The sequence below is a fragment of the Wolbachia endosymbiont (group A) of Ophion costatus genome (assembly GCF_963969245.1).
In the GTDB taxonomy this organism is placed as follows: domain Bacteria; phylum Pseudomonadota; class Alphaproteobacteria; order Rickettsiales; family Anaplasmataceae; genus Wolbachia; species Wolbachia pipientis.
The window spans coordinates 1,079,410-1,095,596 of the sequence record NZ_OZ017714.1; the positions used below are offsets into that span (position 1 = coordinate 1,079,410).

Consider the following 16,187-nt stretch of genomic DNA (forward strand, 5'->3'; position numbering starts at 1 on the left):
TCTATTGTTATAAGTAAACTTAATTATATCTTAATGCTAAATGTTGTAAAGCTAAAATTAGAAACTAAAAAAGCTAACATAAGTTCTGCATTGTTTGCAGCTTTATCAGCCTATTAGGCAGAATTATTAAAGAATTAGTTGAATAGGTATTATGATTCAATTTAACTCCATCCACAAGTTCTCCGCTTGTTACTCCAGTTGCAATGAACACTGATTCACCTCTTGCCATATCTTTTACGGCGTAGACTTTTTCTGGGTCATCAATATTTAAATTTTTTGCTCTTTCTCTTAACTGATCCGTATCAAGTACTAATCTTCCCTCCATCTGTCCGTCGATAGAGCTTAGCGCTGCAGCCGCAAGCACTCCCTCTGGTGCTCCTCCTATACCGATATACATATCATGATTGCCATTTATTAGTGAAACTATGGCCGCAACATCACCATCATCTATTAGTTTAATTTTTGCTCCTAATTTCCTGATTTTCTCTATTAATTCACTATGCCTTTCACGTTTAAGTACAGTTACCACGAGATCATTCACTTTGCACTTTTTTGCCTTGGCTAAATTGTCTAGATTCTTTTCAATGCTATTTTTTAGTGAGACTACACCCTCTGGAAGATTTTTTCCTGCCGCTATTTTTTCCATATAAACATCAGGTGCATGTAAAAAATTACCTTTTTTCGTTGCAGCAAGAACAGACATTGCCCCTGGTTTGTAATGAGCACAAATCGTAGTGCCCTCAAGTGGGTCAACGGCAATGTCGATTTCAGGACCATTTCCAGTGCCAACCTTCTCGCCAATATATAGCATCGGCGCTTCATCTCTCTCACCTTCACCAATTACGATAGTACCATTTATTTCCATTGAATTTAATACTGTACGCATTGCATCAACTGCAACCTGATCAGCCCTTTTTTCATCACCAAAGCCTGCCAATTTATACGCAGCAAGTGCTGCAGCTTCGGTCACTTTAACTAATTTATAGGCTAAATCTTCCATCATTTGCTTTAAGAACTATATTCAATATATATCATGCTGCTTGAAACTGCAATATGTCTTGACTGGTTGTGGGAAAGTTGCTATAATAAACTAACATATAGTAGTAGGGTTAGTTATGATATATAGTAATGATGATATTAGAGAGTTGTATCTAAATATAAATGAGACTGTAAAACAGAAGCCTCAAGCAAGTCTTGAAGAATTAAGTAAAGAGCTAAATGCAAGAATTGATCTAAAGCAAAAATTTCATAATGGCTGTGTGTTGGGAGATTTACTATTAGCACTTGCAATTGAAAAAAGTAATCTAGATTTTATAAAATTTCTCTTTAAAAATGAGCTAAAAATTATTAGTATCATTTCCCAACAAGAAGAAACATGCCATATTCCCAAAACTATAAATGGTCAATCTATATTAAATTATGCTGTCCATTTTGGTAATACCGAAATTTTAGATCTACTCTTACAAAATGTTAACGCAGAACAATCAAAGCTAATACCTAAAAGCAAGCTGTACAAGTTGTGTCAACAATTAAAGAGTAATGCGTTAGATAAGGCTATAGACAAAAACAATGAAAAACTTGTTACGTTACTCGTGTCAGCGATAGAGGAGAAACAAGAAAAGCAAAAAAATATCTAATGAGGAAATTAAAGTAGGATCTGGCAGTAATAGTAATGCCACTAGTAAATCTATAGCAACATCAACAAAAAAAACAAATCCAACTACTGTACCAAATAGTGGTAACGGTAGGAGTGTTATTAATAAACCAGTATCTCCTGTAGTATCAACAAACGCCGGCACATCCGCTATGTCAAGCGGTAATGATAAGTCTAGTAATATAAGAACTCACGGCGATGGTCTATCAAATCATACTATTACACCAAATAGTGGTAACGGTCAGCATCATAATAACAAAAATGAAACGCCTGTAGTAACAGTGCCTTCTATATTAACAAAGAAGACAAATACCAATCAAACTGTTACACCAAATAGTGGTAACGGTCAGCATCATAATAACGAAAATAAAACGCCTGTAGTAACAGGGATTGACCAAACTGCCACACCAAATAATGATAATAAAGCTAACGGCTTTGTAGATGCTCAATTTTCTATGCCAAATGAACAAGAAACTAAATATAAAGAGAGCAAAAAGGATTTTTACACCTCGTTGACAAAAGATGTTGTTGGAGTTGTTATTACAGGATTATTCATTACTGCTGCTGTGATGGTTCCATTTGTAGCTGGTGCAGTAGTTTGCAGTGTCATAGCTGCTTTGATTGCAATATATACCGGGTTGCATGTAAAAAATTCTACATTACCAAGTTATAGGGAGATGAGAGAGAATGAAGTTGAACATGTAACAGGATGTCATCCCAGTGCCCAGACACTGGGATCCAAAAGGCCATAATAAAAACTAGATTCCAGCGTCACGCGCTGGAATGACACCCTCTGGTGGGCTCAAACCATATGAGTAGCCAACACTGCCACTATACTTACCTAGCAAATTTAGATCTAACACTAAACTGTGCTGCCACTAACTTTGCAACCGGTACTCTATAGGGTGAGCATGAAACGTAATCCACCCCTGATTCGATGAGAAACTCTATGGATTTTGGATCTGCTCCATGCTCTCCACATATACCCAGTTTTATTTCTTTTCGGGTTTTTTTGCCTCTTTCAATGGCTATCTTGATTAACTCCCCTACCCCTTCGATGTCCAGCACTTCAAATGGGTCGTTTCCGAATATGTTGCTTTCCTTATAAGAATCGAGGAAATTAACTGAATCATCTCTTGAAAGTCCCATGGTTGTTTGCGTTAAATCATTAGTGCCAAAACTAAAAAACTCTGCATGTTTTGCTAACTTATCAGCAATCAGTGCCGCTCGTGGCAGTTCTATCATCGTTCCAATTGAATAAGCCTTGTCTGATGTCATTCCAGCGCGTGACGCTGGAATCGGCTTCTTGATCCTAGCTGAGATGACAGAAAATTCTTTCTTCACTAGCTCGCATATCAGAACAAACTCTTTCTCACTCATGATAAAAGGAATCATGATTTCAGGCTTAACTTCTACCTTTTTCTCTTCCTTCAGCTCATTTGCAGCACTAAGTATTGCCCTGATTTGCATGCTATATATTTCAGGATGAGAAATGGCAAGTCTACAACCTCGATGGCCAAGCATTGGGTTCTTTTCTGATAACTGTGCTATTTTATTTTTTACTGATTCAACTGACTTACTAAGCGATTTGGCGATTTTTTCTATAGTAGACTGATTATTGGGTAAAAATTCATGCAAAGGTGGATCAAGCAAACGTATAGTGACTTCCCTGCCCTCCATAATAGAAAATATTTCTTTGAAATCAGACTTTTGCATTTCTTCCAGTTTAATGAGCGCATTTGCCCTTTCATTTTCATCGTCAGCTATTATCAACTTTTGAATGAATTCGATTCTATCACTAGCGAAAAACATATGTTCTGTGCGACATAAGCCTATACCTTCTGCACCGAATTCTTTTGCAATTTTTGCATCTTTTGGAGTATCAGCGTTCGCTCTCACTTTGATCGTTTTGATTTCATCTATCCAGTTGATTATCGTTTTGAATTCTTGCGATAATTCAGGTGAAATTGTAGGAAGAATGCCAAGCATAACCTCCCCTGTTCCTCCGTTGATGGTAATTGGTTCACCTTTATTTACTTTTGTATCCCCTACAGAAAAGAAAGTTCCATCTTTATCGATATAAAGTCCACTCACACTGCAAATGCATGGCTTACCCATTCCACGGGTTACAACAGCAGCATGCGAGGTCATCCCTCCCCGTGCTGTTACTATGCCACTTGCAGCATTCATTCCATTAATATCTTCAGGACTCGTTTCTGACCTTACTAAAATCACTTTTTTACCCTGCTCTGCAGCTTTTTCAGCATCACTTGCACTAAACACTACATATCCAGAAGCAACCCCTGGAGAAGCCGGCAGTCCCTTCCCTATTACTTTCTGGTCACCCTTAACGTCAAGAACTGGATGCAATAAATTGTCAAAGGTTTTTGGATCAATTCTCAATATTCCTTCTTCTTTTGTAATCGTTCCTTCGTTTACCATATCAACTATTATGCGAATAGCAGCTTCAGCCGTGCGCTTGCCAGACCTAGTTTGCAAAATCCATAACTTACCGTCCTGTACAGTAAATTCGATATCCTGCATGTCTTTATAATGCCTTTCAAGTTTTTCACATACCACGCATAATTCTCGGTAGACACTTGGCAGCAACTTCTCCATGGTGTTTTTTTGCTCTCCGTCAATTGGCATAGGAGTATAAACACCAGAAACCACATCCTCACCCTGAGCATTAACCAAAAACTCACCAAAAAGCTTTTTTTCTCCAGTTGAAGGATTTCGTGTAAATATCACACCAGTTGCAGAATTATCATTTAAATTACCAAAAACCATTGCTTGCACGTTGACCGCTGTTCCAAGGTTTTCAGGAATATTATGTATTCTTCTATAGGAAACAGCCCTATCATTTTTCCAAGAAGCAAATACTGCATTCACTGAGCTGAGCAATTGCTCTTCAACGTTCTGCGGAAAATGTTTTCCTGTTTTTTCATGTACTATCCTTTTGAAATTGTTAACAATTTCTTTTAAAACATCAACATCAAGATCAGCTAAGCTTTTTGCTCCACTCTTTTGCTGCTTATTATCAACAACATCTTGAAATAGGTGATGATCAAGCTGTAGTACAACATTGGAGTACATCATGATGAAACGGCAGTAGCTATCGTAAGCAAAACGTTCGCCACTTTTTTTTGCAAGCCCAACAACGGTTTCATCATTTAGACCAACATTTAAAATAGTATCAAGCATGCCCGGCATTGAACTAACACTACCAGAGCGTATTGAAACTAATAAGGGGTTATTTAAATCCCCAAATTTACAACCGATGTCATTTTCGAGCATCGCCATGTAGTTTTTGATTCCACTACATATGTCATTCCAGTGCGTGACCACATTTTTTTCTGGATCCGAGTAGTCAGCTACTTGGATAACAGAAGATCTATTGTCTTGATAATAGACTTCGCAAGCAGAGGTGGAAATTGTGAAACCAGGTGGAACAGGAATGCCAACATTGCACATTTCTGCTAAATTTGCCCCCTTTCCTCCCAGCAGATTTTTCATTTCTGCATTGCCTTCGCATTTACCCTGGCTAAAGTAATGTATTAACTTTTCCCCCATCATTTTCTCCGGATTTTCACTGATAAACACATTGTACATATAGTTCCAATAAACCTGTGAGAACTTGAAACCTTAGGATAATAAATTTTACAAAATTTTGCAACAACGTTCCTTCTGGCAACATCAGTAAAGTTAACAAAAAAGATGACAAATTATTGAATTATTATCAATAAGAATATATAATATAAAGATACATTTAAAAATTTTTTTATGGCTCTTTCTAAATTTCTCGACCCCAAGAATGATGTTGCGTTCCGGCGTATTTTTGGTACTGAAAAAAATAAAGACATCCTCATTCACTTTCTCAATGATATTTTGGGGTTCACTGGCAAAGATGAAATAAAAGAAATAGAATTCCTCAGCACTATTCAAGATGCTGAAATTGCCTCTAAAAAACAAAGTATCGTTGATGTTCTTTGCAGGGATGAAAATGGGGTGCAAGTAATAGTCGAAATGCAAGTTGCCAAAACTAAAGGCTTTGAAAAACGCGCTCAATATTACGCTGCTAAAGCTTATTCAAGGCAAGCTGATAAAGGTGATCAATATCAGGATCTTAAAGAAATCATTTTTATAGCTATTGCTGATTGTATTCTCTTTCCTAATAAATCTGAGTATAAGTCAGATCATGTAATGTTAGACAAAGATAGCTATGAACATGATTTAAAAGATTTTTATTTTACATTTATCGAGTTACCAAAATTTCCTAAAACTAAAGAAGACCAATTGGAGAGTATAGTTGAAAAATGGATCTATTATTTTAAATATGCAGATGAAACTAGCGAAGAAGAATTGGAAAAGATAATAGGTAGTGATGTAATAATTAAAAAGGCATATGAAGAACTAAATAGATTCAACTGGTCAGAGAAAGAATTTATTGCCTACGAACAGGAAATAAAACGTATTCGTGATGAACGGGCTGTTCTTGAACAAAAACTTGATGATGCTAAAAAGGAAGGAAAAATTGAAATTGCAAAAACAATGCTGGCTAATAATGTTGATGTCACCACTATTGTTAAGTTTACTGGCCTCTCCATGAGTGAGATCAAAGAATTGCAGAATTAAGTGGACCCGCAAACGGTTACACGAAATAATGCTGCAGCCTGACCAGGTGATAAGTGCATTTAGCCTATTTATCTTCATACTTTCATGTCAATTTTATAAATCAAATTTATTTCTGTGAGTAGCTACAATTTAAAGACCTTGCTTCATCAATGTAATGGAACAAAACCTTTTTAGTAAGTTCAAAACCCTCTAAAGTCTCTCCTTCGCATCTTGCTGTAATGCAGTTTTGCGTATTTGATACCCTAAGAAGCCACCAACCTTTATTATCGGTTACCTTAACACCATCAAGATCTGAAAATACAATATTTTGCTTCTCCAGTGTTTTCTTTATTGATTCAATTATTTGAAATTTTTTCTCATCTTTCACTACAATCTTTACTTCATGAGTGATATATAACTTCGGTAAATCCTCAATTACCTGAGATAGGCTTTGGTTTTTCTTAAGCAAAATGTCAACTGCTTTAACAGCAGAATATAGCCCATCATCAAAACCTAGCTCAGAAAAGAAGAAGTGCCCGCTTAATTCACCAGCAAACTTTGCCTCTTCCTCTACCATCTTCTTCTTAACTAGTGAATGTCCAGTAGCGCAGGTAATAACTTGCCCTCCTAACTTACTAACAAAATCATGCACTTTCATACTCATTTTTACGTTGGCAATAACTTTGCTTTCTGGATATTCCTCCAACACTTCACGTGCAAAAATTATAAATAAATGGTCATTGGAAACAACGTTGCCTTTATTATCAATTAAGCGCACCCTATCGCTATCGCCATCTAGCGCAATGCCAAGATCACATCCATACTCCTTCACAACGTCAATTAATTGAGCGAGATTTTTTTCCTCTATGGGATCTGGATCATGCAGTGGAAATGTCCCATCTATAGAATTATTGGTTACGATGTGCGTATGACCAGGCAAGATCTTTTCAATATACCTTATGATTCCACTTGCTGGACTATTTCCACAATCCCAGGCTATTTTTAATTTCTGTGTAGTATTATTCTTCACTGCACTTTTTAATATGCGAATGTACTCACTATATATATTTATGTTAATTAAGCTTCCAATTCTTGTGCTGTTTTTAATTGGACTGCTTATAATTTCCTTTATCTCTTGATCTGAGAAGACTTTTTTATTACTAAAAAATTTAAAGCCATTATATTCGCTGGGGTTATGAGAGGCAGTTACTATGATACCAAGATCCGCCTGTGTGATTTGTGTTGCAGCGTAAAGCATAGGTGAAGAGCATAGTCCAACGCGTATAACATTTGCACCGGATAAAGTTAAGCCCCTAATTAATTCTCTTTCTATACCTGGTGAATCTATTCTGCTGTCGTAGCCGACACAAACACTAGCTACGGTTTGGCCAAACTTTCTACCTATCTCGTACCCATCATTAATCTGTAAGTCTTTGCCTATTATACCTCTAATATCGTATTTTCTTATAATGGTATTGTCCATACTGTACTTCTTGAAGTGACTACTATATAACATTTTGGCCAAATGCTCAAGTTTATTTATCCAACAATTAGTTGACTTTTTAAAGAAATCTGTTAATATTATAGTATATTTTTTAAAATGTAAAATTATGCCACAGGAAAACGAAAATGTATTTATAGCTGAAAGTCAAAGTTTAGATGTAGATGAACAGCAGAAAAAGGATATTTTAGATGTGATTGAATCTTGTAGCAGCTTTCAAGAGACTATAAAACAATTGGAGGAAAAAAATTTAATCTGGTATTTTATTGGCCCTTTACGCAAAGATGAGAACATTACAGGACAGATAAATTTAAAGTGGGAAAAGGAGTTCCAAAAATTTGAGCAATCAATAAATGAAACACATAGAGAATTTGAAGCATCTTTACCAAATCAAAATTTCTTAGTGTATCCAACAAAGGATAATGACTTCAAAATTAGATTTGAAAATGAAGAAAAACCAATAGAAATTAGCAATATTTTAAGGACCAGCAGTGAAGGTAAGGTTTATAATATATCTTTAGGGAAAGATAGTCAAATAACCGCAAGCAAGAAAAATGGCAATGAGAGGCACTATGATTTTACTGGTTCAAGCTCATGTGAAATGACCATTAATTGGCAGGCTAAGGATTCTGAAGGTAACAGCATAGACTGTAGCATGACCGTAAAATTGGATTCTGGTGGTATACAGAGTGTTATTGGTGAGCCAAAATTTGGAGGAATAACGAGTTCAGAAGAAGTATTAAAGTTAGTTGGACAAAATAAAGAAGTTTTTATCAACAGAAAAACTCTGTATCAAGCTTTTACTGATATAGGTCAAGATATGGACAGTCTCGAGCCCACACAAGATCTATCATCGCAATTGCCTACACCAAGCAGCAGTGGGTATTCCTCTCCTAGCACACCTTCTTCACGTAGAAGTTCTATATCCACCAGCAGTGAATTTAGTGATGAAGATGAAATATTTGAGGATGATATGTCTGGTGATGAAGAAGAGTATGAGCAAGAAGGATTAAAAGATAAAGTAGATGAAATTATAAACGAAATTGAGGAATTAAAGGAAGGAAAAGAAACATTTGCTCAACATTTTGCAGCGCAGGCAAAGCAGCTTGAGGATCTAAGATTAGAACGTGACTCCTTGAGAGATAAAGTTAATGAACAACAGCGAGCGATATTTGAAAGAGATCAAAGAATAAAGGAGCAAGATGCTTCTATTAAGTCACTTATAGAGAAACTCGAAAAATTAGAAGAACTTAATCAAAAGATAGAAAAAGAAGGTGATACACAAATAAGCGAATTAAGTGAAGAAAAGCAAACTGGGGAAGAAGAAGCTGAAAGACTTAAAGCTGAATTAAAAAGGATGACGCAAGAATTAGCTTGGAAGAATCAAAATATTGAGCAGTTAACACAAAAGATAGAGAAAGAACTGCAGGATAAAAATGATGTAATAGAAAGCTTAAATGATAAGTTGAAAGATAAGGAAGGTGAAACAAATGAGGCAAATAAAGAATTACAGAGAAAATTGAAGCAAAGTGAAGCTAATTTAACTGTACTAAAGGAAAAGAATGCAAATTTGGAGAATGACCTGAAGAAAATAGTGGAAGGTTTAAACGATGATCATAAAAAGCAGTTGGCAGAACAGTTAATGGAAACAAAAAAGGAAAACAATACATTGGCTGAAACGGCGAGCCAATTGTCTAAAGAATTAAATGAATTACAGAGAGAAAAGGAAGATTTAGAGAGGGAAATTCGACAACTTGAACCTGGAAGATCACTTGCAGATGAGCTAAGCGAAGAAAATACGAAGGGGGAAATAGAAAAGCTTCAACGTCAGCTTAAGGAAAAGGAAGGGATGTTAACGTGTACACAGGAAGAGCTAGCATCTGTCAAAGAGAGTCTAGAGCAACTGCAGAACATATTACAGCAGGAAAAAGGTCAGGCAACTCAAACTGAAGTTGAATATGAAAGTAGAGGAACAAGCATGCAGCAGCAAGACCAAGGTATACAAGCTGTAAACAACAACTCAAGCAGAATAGCTAGTGGGTTAAGACAAGAAAACAAAAAATTGACTAGAGACAAACTAACTATATCTGAACAATTAAAACAAAAAATAAGAGAGATTGACGAGTTAAAGAAAAATTTAAAGCAACTGCAAGAAGAAAATAAACAACTAAAACAAGAAGTTACCAAAAATGCAGGCGTTGATGCATCATCTTCAACAGGTCAAAAAGAAGCTAAAGAAGCAGAAGTTATACCGCAAAACATTATGGATTGGCCTGTTCCAATTCCAGACGATAAACCAGAAGAGCAGAAAACTCCATTAGAGCCAATCAAGGTAAATACAGAATTATCAGATCCAAAATCAATCTCCGCTGAGGGTCCGGAAAAATCTCCTCCTCTTTCAAAATGATGAGTTTTGCTTCTATAGCTGACCCAAGCAACACGTCATCCCGCGATTTATTCGCGTTATCTCAGCCGCTAACACGTAGCGGGATACTTAACCGTCATACCGTGATTTATTCACAGTATCTCTTAGCCACTAACAAGCAGCGGGATGACAGCAATCCTACGTCATGCCGCCGCGGTATCTCTAGATCCCGCTAACTAGTAGCGGAATGACGAATTTTTGTTTTTCAAATTATAGCTAAACATACTGTAATTGCTATTGAATGATGGAGAGACATACTCCATTATTTTAGCACGAAGTAACAAATTCAATGAATTGGTTCTTCAAAAATAATTTAAACTTTTACAGTAGGTCATGAAATATTATAGCGATCTCATTAAAAGAAACTTTTATAAGTATCGTTGATGAGAAAGGAAAAGTTGTTAAGGAAGAAGTTGTTGCAAGCGAAAGTAAGGCAATAGCAGATTAGCCAAGGCAAAAAATACGAACCCATAGGAATAGAAAGTGGATAGTTGTCAATATCAATGTGCAAAGAGTTAAGGAGTTTTGGATTACCAGTAATTTGTGTAGATGCAAGGCATATGGCAGCAGCGTTGTCTGCAAGAATCAATAAGAATGATAAAAACGATGCGAGGGGTATAGCGCAGATGATGAGAAGTGTTAGTAAAATCAGTTGTCAAATTAAAATAGCGCTTGGAAGCAGAAGACAGCTAATGTGTAGCAAACAGCAGGTTATTGGAACAATAAGAGGGTTGTTGAAGATACATGGTCGATAAAGGATCAAAATTTGAAACTTTCGCTTTAAGAATACAAGAGGCAATAAATAATTTGGATGAAATCAGTAGGAGTTCAATTGAAGCGTTAGTTTGTAGTTTGGAAGCAATAGAAAAGTCATTAAGAAAGCTTGACAAAATGCTTTCAGAACAAGGTGAAAAAGACGATGATTGTAAATTGTTAACTACTGTTCCAGGAGTGGGGATTATAGTAGCAATGACGTATAAAGCTGCAATTGATAACCCACATAGGTTTGAGAAATCTGATACAGTTGGAGCATATATAGGGTTGACACCAAGGCAATATTCTTCTGGAGAAGTTGATCGGCATGGCAGCATATCAAAGATGGGACCAGCGGAATGTAGAAGTATGTTATATGAAGCTGCACAAACAATGCTTACAGTTACCAAGAGGACATTTAAATTAAAAAACTGGGGTTGCGAAGAAAAAAGGAATGAAAAAAGCAATCGTAGCAGTAGCAAGAAAATTAGCTGTAATTATGCATAGGATGTTGGTTGATAAAACAGAATTTTATTATCAATAAACATCAAAAGAGCATAGGACAATAATTTTATTGAAAATAAAGATAGCAATGCCGATGGAAGGGACAAGCAAGAACTTAGTTAGACTTCGTGGTAAATATGTTGCCGTCCACTTCCGCCTAACAAGTATAATGCGGCTTGACAAATTTATTGTCATCTCAGACCGCGGAGAGAACCATATGCTACTTTTAACTTATGTAAAATTACCAAGGATTATGGAGAAGATATGCTGTTTTGATTTGTGTGAAAATTATTGTTGACTTATGTGCAATTAGAGAACCTAAGTCACTTTAGCTATAATTCAGAATTGAGAGCTTTTAATAACTCTCTAACTCCCACTTAGGTCTTGGTGCAAAATTGAGAGAATCTATATAGCTTTTCTGTAACATTTCAATTCCTGCCCATCCAACCATTATTGCATTATCTGTACATAGGTTGTTGGGAGGAAAAAATATGTTTAAGTTTATGTGTTGTTTTAATTTTTCTCTCAAGAAATTATTTGCTGCAACTCCACCGGTAATCACAAAGTCATTGATTTTGATATTTAAAGATTCGGCCATAATAATCGCATTACTAACCCTGTCCAGCAGTATGTTACTAATACACTCTTGAAACGAAGCACATACATCACACACATCTTGCTCGCTCATTTTAAGTTCTTGCACTAAGTTTTTTACTGCTGTTTTAATTCCAGAAAACGAAAAGTTACATCCAGAACGTTTTATCATTGCCCTTGGCAATTTAAATCTTGCACCATTGCCTTTTTTAGCTAACTTTTCAATTAATGGCCCTCCGGGATAGCTTAAACCCAGCATCTTAGCAACTTTATCAAATGCTTCTCCTAGTGAATCATCGAGCGTTTCTCCAAGTTTAATGTATTTACCTACATCCTGTGCAATTAAAAATTGACAGTGACCACCTGATATTAGTAGGACTAAAAATGGAAATTTTACCTCATGCAGTAACCTAATAACCAATGCATGCGCTTCTAAGTGATTCACTGCAATGAACGGTTTTTGTGCCACATGTGCAATTGCTTTAGCCATCATTGTACCAACTATTAATCCACCTATGAGTCCTGGTCCTGATGTTGCTGCAATTGCATTGAGGTCACAAAAGTTAAGGTTAGATTTTTTTACAGCGCTTTTTATCAGGCCACTTAAATGTTCCATATGAGCACGTGAAGCTATCTCAGGAATCACCCCACCGCGTTTTTTGTGTTCTACTTGAGAAAGAATCTTGTGAGCAAGGACTTGCTTGTCACTATTTACAATCGCTACTGCAGTTTCGTCGCAGCTTGTTTCAACAGCTAAAATGGTTTTCATGTATATTCGAGCACTTTATTATCAAAACTATATCTTGAAACGCTGTAGAAGTTAACTGCAAAGTTAACTTCTACAGCTAAAAGATTTACCGACAACCGTCATCCCGCTGCTTGTTAGCTGATGAGATGCCGCGAATGAATCCACAACTGTACGAACATTATGATTTGAGAGCAATTTCCACTAGGAAGGTGTCATTCCAGTGCCTCTATGATGTTATCCCAGTGCTTGACACTGGGATCCAGCTTTTTCATAATCATCAAAATGTTGTATTTTTACATAAAATGGCTATTTTTATGCTTACCAACTTAATAAAATTCCTGGATCCCAGTGGGCTTTGTTGCATCGCTAGCTATGATGGATTAAAGATAAAAAAGATGGAGAATATCAGTAGCTTATTATTCTGGTATTTATAACAAGAACGGTCAGTGAATACCTAAATTTGAGTAAAAGAAATTTCACTACCACTCATTAATCCGGCTAAAATTCAAGAATTTCAATGCTTTAGCTATTTTCAATAGAATTAAATTTATTAATGTAAATAATAAATTACTATTCTTAAATTTGATCAGATTGATTGCAAAAAAACAAGATTTTCAATAGGTTACTTATAATCCTAACTATAGTTAGCCTTTCATAAGTAGCGATGCAACAAAGCCATCCCAGTGTCTGGGCACTGGGATGACACCCCACTGGCTTTGTTGCATCGCTCTTCGGATAGTAGGTAACGTACAATAAATTCATGAAGCTATCTCAAACTTAGCCATGCCTATTTCAGTAAATTTGTTAAGCAAATAACACTTGAGTAGCAGTTCCTTCTCACGATTAATTTCAGATTTGCTCCTAAAACTAAACCCAAATATTCGCTTCAACCTTGAGAAAAATCCTTCAATATACGATCTTTTTCCGTAATTTACTTCTTCTTTCCATCTTTTTATACCATTCTCACCATGTAATTTCATTAACTGAATAGCGGCATTTCTATCAAGCATATAATCCAATTTTGGATGCTCTGCTGCGTTGTTTTTCGGAGGAATTTTCGTTTTTATACCATATTGATTACACAGCTTATAGAGCTTTTCTCTGTCATATGCCCTATCTGCATATAGTACTTTTATGACATACTGAAAATCGACTTCTTTTAGCAAATCACAAGCTCCATAGTGATCAGAGTAGACACCGTTACTGTATTTTACAGCTATGGCTTTTTTGCTGTTTGTATTCAACATTACATGCAATTTTCTTGTCTGTTCATAGCTGCGATACTTTCTATCTTCGCTATTTTCTTTGCTATGACCAGGAGTGTTGTTGTATATACTAATTCCTGTACTGTCTATAGCAATTTCGATATCTTCCATATTATTTTTATCAATTCTGCAATCATTGATCTTAATATTGAGTTTCTTAAACCTTCTTGATGATTGTGAATAGCTGATAACTTGCAAATTTTTCCCAATTTGCTCAAGGTATCCTGCTATAAACCCAACTGTTTGCCTCAGGCCTATTCTAAATAAACAAGTTATTATGTGCACCAAAATTACAACTTTATCGCTATAAATATTGTTGCCACCTGGTATTTTTGGACCATTCTCGTACCACTTTTCTATGGCTTCGTTGATATAATGAAAAATATTTCCTCTTTTTTCTAGAAATTTGTTATATTCGCTATGGTTACTGACCCTCATTTTTTGTGGCATATTTTTTCTTTCAAGGTTAAATGGCTATTTTATAATGAATTTTGTCAGTAGCCACCAGATTTTTCAGTTGCTATGCAACAAAGCCATCCCAGTGTCAAGCACTGGGATGACACCTCTGGGCGCTGGGATGACAGGAGAAGGAGGCGCTGCTGTCTTGGATGAAAAGGCTGGATCCCAGTGGGCTTTGTTGCATCGCTAGCTATGATGGATTAAAGATAAAAAAGGTGGAGAATATCAGTAGCTTATTATTCTGGTATTTATAACAAGAACGGTCAGTGAATACCTAAATTTGAGTAAAAGAAATTTCACTACCACTCACTAATCCGGCTAAAATTCAAGAATTTCAATGCTTTAGCTATTTTCAATAGAATTAAATTTATTAATATAAATAACAAGTTACTATTCTTAAATTTGATCAGATTGATTGCAAAAAAAACAAGATTTTCAATAAGTTGCTTATAATCCTAATTATAGTTAGCCTTTCATAAGTAGCGATGCAACAAAGCCATCCCAGTGTCAAGCACTGGGATGACATCATAGGGGGCTACTTGGCTGACAACCGTCATCCCGCTACGTGTTAGCGGGATCTCTTGTTAGATGTATGGTCCCAGAGTGTGATGGTGTGGATTTAGTATAAATAATTCTGGAGACTGTGTCCACTGATAACATATAAATTCATAAGGAGTAAGACCCTTAAGAGTTTTGAGTCTCTTTGCATAATTATAAGCCATAACAAAGTTATAAAGGTGTTCTTTAAGTTGCTGGTGCGATTGATAGTAATACTTCTTAACTGTAGCATCCTTTAAAGTTTTATTCATACGCTCGACTTGCCCATTCGTCCAAGGATGGCTAACTTTTGTCAAACGATGTTCAATAACATTCTCTTCGCAAACTCTATCAAATATATGTTGGAAAGCATACTTATGACGCTTCTGGTTTGTAAATTGTATACCGTTACCTGTCAAAATAGTATGGATTTTATACGGTAAAATTCTAATCAAATTACGTAAGAACTCAGCAGCTATGGGTTTTGTAGCACTGTTACACAACTCAACATAGGTAAATTTGGATGTCCTATCAATAGCAACAAACAAATGTAATTTGCCCTCCTCAGTTCTAACTTCAGCAATATCAATATGAAAGTAACCGATAGGATATTGTTTGAATTTCTTTTTTGACTTAACTTCTCCATCAACAGTTGGTAATCTGCTAATGTTGTGTCTTTGTAAACAACGATGCAAGCTAGAGCGAGTCAAATGCGGAATTGTAGACTGCAGAGCGTAAAGGCAATCATCTAGTGGCAGTAGTGTATACTTGCGAAATGTAACTATTATAGCTTCCTCTTCTAGCGTTAAAACAGTTGATCTTGGATGCTTTGGACCCATATCAGCATCTTTCGTAAATGAACGTTTTCTCCACTTAATAATAGTTTTTGGATTAAGGTTATAATGCTTGGAGAGTTTTGCTATGCTCTCTTTTCTATTTTGTATTGCTCTACGAATCGTCTGTGTTGTTTTGGCGCACCCATGTAATATCTGTCCCATAATGACTCCTTAAATGATGATGATAGTATACCATCACTCTCTGGGACCATACATCTTAGCGCCGCGGCGGTATATTTGTCATCCCGCTAGCGGGATCTAGAGATACCGCGAATGAATCGCGGTATGACGGTTCGC

The 16,187-nt window shown here is 36.1% G+C and carries 14 protein-coding genes; 8 read left to right on the forward strand and 6 right to left on the reverse strand.

Annotation, left to right across the window (positions count from 1 at the left end; genetic code table 11):
* Nucleotides 1-73: 73 nt before the first annotated feature.
* Nucleotides 74-1,000, reverse strand: a complete 927-nt coding sequence (glpX, locus tag AACH21_RS05420) for a class II fructose-bisphosphatase (RefSeq protein ID WP_338482825.1) — start codon at nucleotides 998-1,000, stop codon at nucleotides 74-76.
* A gap of 115 nt (nucleotides 1,001-1,115) precedes the next feature.
* Between glpX and AACH21_RS05425 the strand changes: the two genes are divergently transcribed.
* Nucleotides 1,116-1,637, forward strand: a complete 522-nt coding sequence (locus AACH21_RS05425; protein ID WP_338482390.1) for an ankyrin repeat domain-containing protein — start codon at nucleotides 1,116-1,118, stop codon at nucleotides 1,635-1,637.
* A 169-nt stretch (nucleotides 1,638-1,806) separates the two neighbouring features.
* Nucleotides 1,807-2,406: a hypothetical protein gene (locus AACH21_RS05430; protein WP_338482392.1), complete on the forward strand. Its 600-nt coding sequence runs from the start codon at nucleotides 1,807-1,809 to the stop codon at nucleotides 2,404-2,406.
* An 85-nt stretch (nucleotides 2,407-2,491) separates the two neighbouring features.
* Here AACH21_RS05430 and ppdK read toward each other — a convergent pair whose 3' ends face one another.
* Nucleotides 2,492-5,227, reverse strand: a complete 2,736-nt coding sequence (ppdK, locus tag AACH21_RS05435) for a pyruvate, phosphate dikinase (RefSeq protein WP_338482394.1) — start codon at nucleotides 5,225-5,227, stop codon at nucleotides 2,492-2,494.
* A 210-nt stretch (nucleotides 5,228-5,437) separates the two neighbouring features.
* Between ppdK and AACH21_RS05440 the strand changes: the two genes are divergently transcribed.
* Nucleotides 5,438-6,289: an Rpn family recombination-promoting nuclease/putative transposase gene (locus tag AACH21_RS05440; protein ID WP_077188186.1), complete on the forward strand. Its 852-nt coding sequence runs from the start codon at nucleotides 5,438-5,440 to the stop codon at nucleotides 6,287-6,289.
* A 106-nt stretch (nucleotides 6,290-6,395) separates the two neighbouring features.
* Here AACH21_RS05440 and AACH21_RS05445 read toward each other — a convergent pair whose 3' ends face one another.
* Complete coding sequence (locus tag AACH21_RS05445) at nucleotides 6,396-7,751, reverse strand: phosphomannomutase/phosphoglucomutase (RefSeq protein WP_338482395.1); 1,356 nt, start codon at nucleotides 7,749-7,751, stop codon at nucleotides 6,396-6,398.
* Nucleotides 7,752-7,878: 127 nt separating this feature from the next.
* Between AACH21_RS05445 and AACH21_RS05450 the strand changes: the two genes are divergently transcribed.
* The 3 genes from AACH21_RS05450 to AACH21_RS05460 all read left to right on the forward strand — a co-directional run bounded on the left by AACH21_RS05450 (nucleotide 7,879) and on the right by AACH21_RS05460 (nucleotide 11,454).
* Nucleotides 7,879-10,176: a hypothetical protein gene (locus AACH21_RS05450; protein ID WP_338482396.1), complete on the forward strand. Its 2,298-nt coding sequence runs from the start codon at nucleotides 7,879-7,881 to the stop codon at nucleotides 10,174-10,176.
* A 521-nt stretch (nucleotides 10,177-10,697) separates the two neighbouring features.
* Nucleotides 10,698-10,949 carry a hypothetical protein gene (locus tag AACH21_RS05455; RefSeq protein ID WP_010081945.1) on the forward strand — a complete coding sequence of 84 codons (252 nt, stop codon included), beginning with the start codon at nucleotides 10,698-10,700 and terminating at the stop codon, nucleotides 10,947-10,949.
* Nucleotides 10,939-11,454, forward strand: coding sequence for a transposase (locus AACH21_RS05460; RefSeq protein ID WP_236514749.1), 516 nt, complete (start codon nucleotides 10,939-10,941; stop codon nucleotides 11,452-11,454). Before AACH21_RS05455 ends, AACH21_RS05460 begins: the two co-directional genes overlap by 11 nt.
* Nucleotides 11,455-11,806: 352 nt before the next feature.
* Here AACH21_RS05460 and tsaD read toward each other — a convergent pair whose 3' ends face one another.
* A complete protein-coding gene (gene tsaD / locus AACH21_RS05465; protein WP_077188403.1) occupies nucleotides 11,807-12,814 on the reverse strand; it encodes a tRNA (adenosine(37)-N6)-threonylcarbamoyltransferase complex transferase subunit TsaD in 1,008 nt (335 codons plus the stop codon).
* 134 nt (nucleotides 12,815-12,948) lie between these two features.
* Here tsaD and AACH21_RS05470 point away from each other — a divergent pair, with 134 nt between their 5' ends.
* On the forward strand, nucleotides 12,949-13,227 hold the full coding sequence (locus tag AACH21_RS05470; protein ID WP_338482398.1) for a hypothetical protein: 279 nt from the start codon (nucleotides 12,949-12,951) through the stop codon (nucleotides 13,225-13,227).
* Nucleotides 13,228-13,551: 324 nt separating this feature from the next.
* Here the strand turns inward: AACH21_RS05470 and AACH21_RS05475 are convergent, their stop codons facing one another.
* Nucleotides 13,552-14,508 (reverse strand): IS5 family transposase, encoded by a 957-nt coding sequence (locus AACH21_RS05475; RefSeq protein WP_265029812.1) that lies wholly within the window; start codon nucleotides 14,506-14,508, stop codon nucleotides 13,552-13,554.
* Nucleotides 14,509-14,542: 34 nt separating this feature from the next.
* On the opposite strand from AACH21_RS05475, the gene AACH21_RS05480 reads away from it, so the two are divergent.
* Nucleotides 14,543-14,707 carry a hypothetical protein gene (locus AACH21_RS05480; RefSeq protein ID WP_338482400.1) on the forward strand — a complete coding sequence of 55 codons (165 nt, stop codon included), beginning with the start codon at nucleotides 14,543-14,545 and terminating at the stop codon, nucleotides 14,705-14,707.
* 394 nt (nucleotides 14,708-15,101) lie between these two features.
* Here the strand turns inward: AACH21_RS05480 and AACH21_RS05485 are convergent, their stop codons facing one another.
* Nucleotides 15,102-16,052 (reverse strand): IS481 family transposase, encoded by a 951-nt coding sequence (locus AACH21_RS05485; protein ID WP_338482286.1) that lies wholly within the window; start codon nucleotides 16,050-16,052, stop codon nucleotides 15,102-15,104.
* Between the last annotated feature and the right edge of the window lie 135 nt (nucleotides 16,053-16,187).

Coding starts and splice junctions, on each gene's coding strand:
- AACH21_RS05485 (WP_338482286.1), bottom strand. CDS start 16,052: ATGGGACAGATATTACATGGGTGCGCCAAAACAACACAGACGATTCGT.
- ppdK (WP_338482394.1), bottom strand. CDS start 5,227: ATGGGGGAAAAGTTAATACATTACTTTAGCCAGGGTAAATGCGAAGGC.
- AACH21_RS05425 (WP_338482390.1), top strand. CDS start 1,116: ATGATATATAGTAATGATGATATTAGAGAGTTGTATCTAAATATAAAT.
- AACH21_RS05445 (WP_338482395.1), bottom strand. CDS start 7,751: ATGGACAATACCATTATAAGAAAATACGATATTAGAGGTATAATAGGC.
- AACH21_RS05480 (WP_338482400.1), top strand. CDS start 14,543: ATGAATTTTGTCAGTAGCCACCAGATTTTTCAGTTGCTATGCAACAAA.
- tsaD (WP_077188403.1), bottom strand. CDS start 12,814: ATGAAAACCATTTTAGCTGTTGAAACAAGCTGCGACGAAACTGCAGTA.
- AACH21_RS05430 (WP_338482392.1), top strand. CDS start 1,807: ATGTCAAGCGGTAATGATAAGTCTAGTAATATAAGAACTCACGGCGAT.
- AACH21_RS05455 (WP_010081945.1), top strand. CDS start 10,698: ATGTGCAAAGAGTTAAGGAGTTTTGGATTACCAGTAATTTGTGTAGAT.
- AACH21_RS05440 (WP_077188186.1), top strand. CDS start 5,438: ATGGCTCTTTCTAAATTTCTCGACCCCAAGAATGATGTTGCGTTCCGG.
- AACH21_RS05470 (WP_338482398.1), top strand. CDS start 12,949: ATGAATCCACAACTGTACGAACATTATGATTTGAGAGCAATTTCCACT.
- AACH21_RS05460 (WP_236514749.1), top strand. CDS start 10,939: ATGGTCGATAAAGGATCAAAATTTGAAACTTTCGCTTTAAGAATACAA.
- AACH21_RS05450 (WP_338482396.1), top strand. CDS start 7,879: ATGCCACAGGAAAACGAAAATGTATTTATAGCTGAAAGTCAAAGTTTA.
- glpX (WP_338482825.1), bottom strand. CDS start 1,000: ATGGAAGATTTAGCCTATAAATTAGTTAAAGTGACCGAAGCTGCAGCA.
- AACH21_RS05475 (WP_265029812.1), bottom strand. CDS start 14,508: ATGCCACAAAAAATGAGGGTCAGTAACCATAGCGAATATAACAAATTT.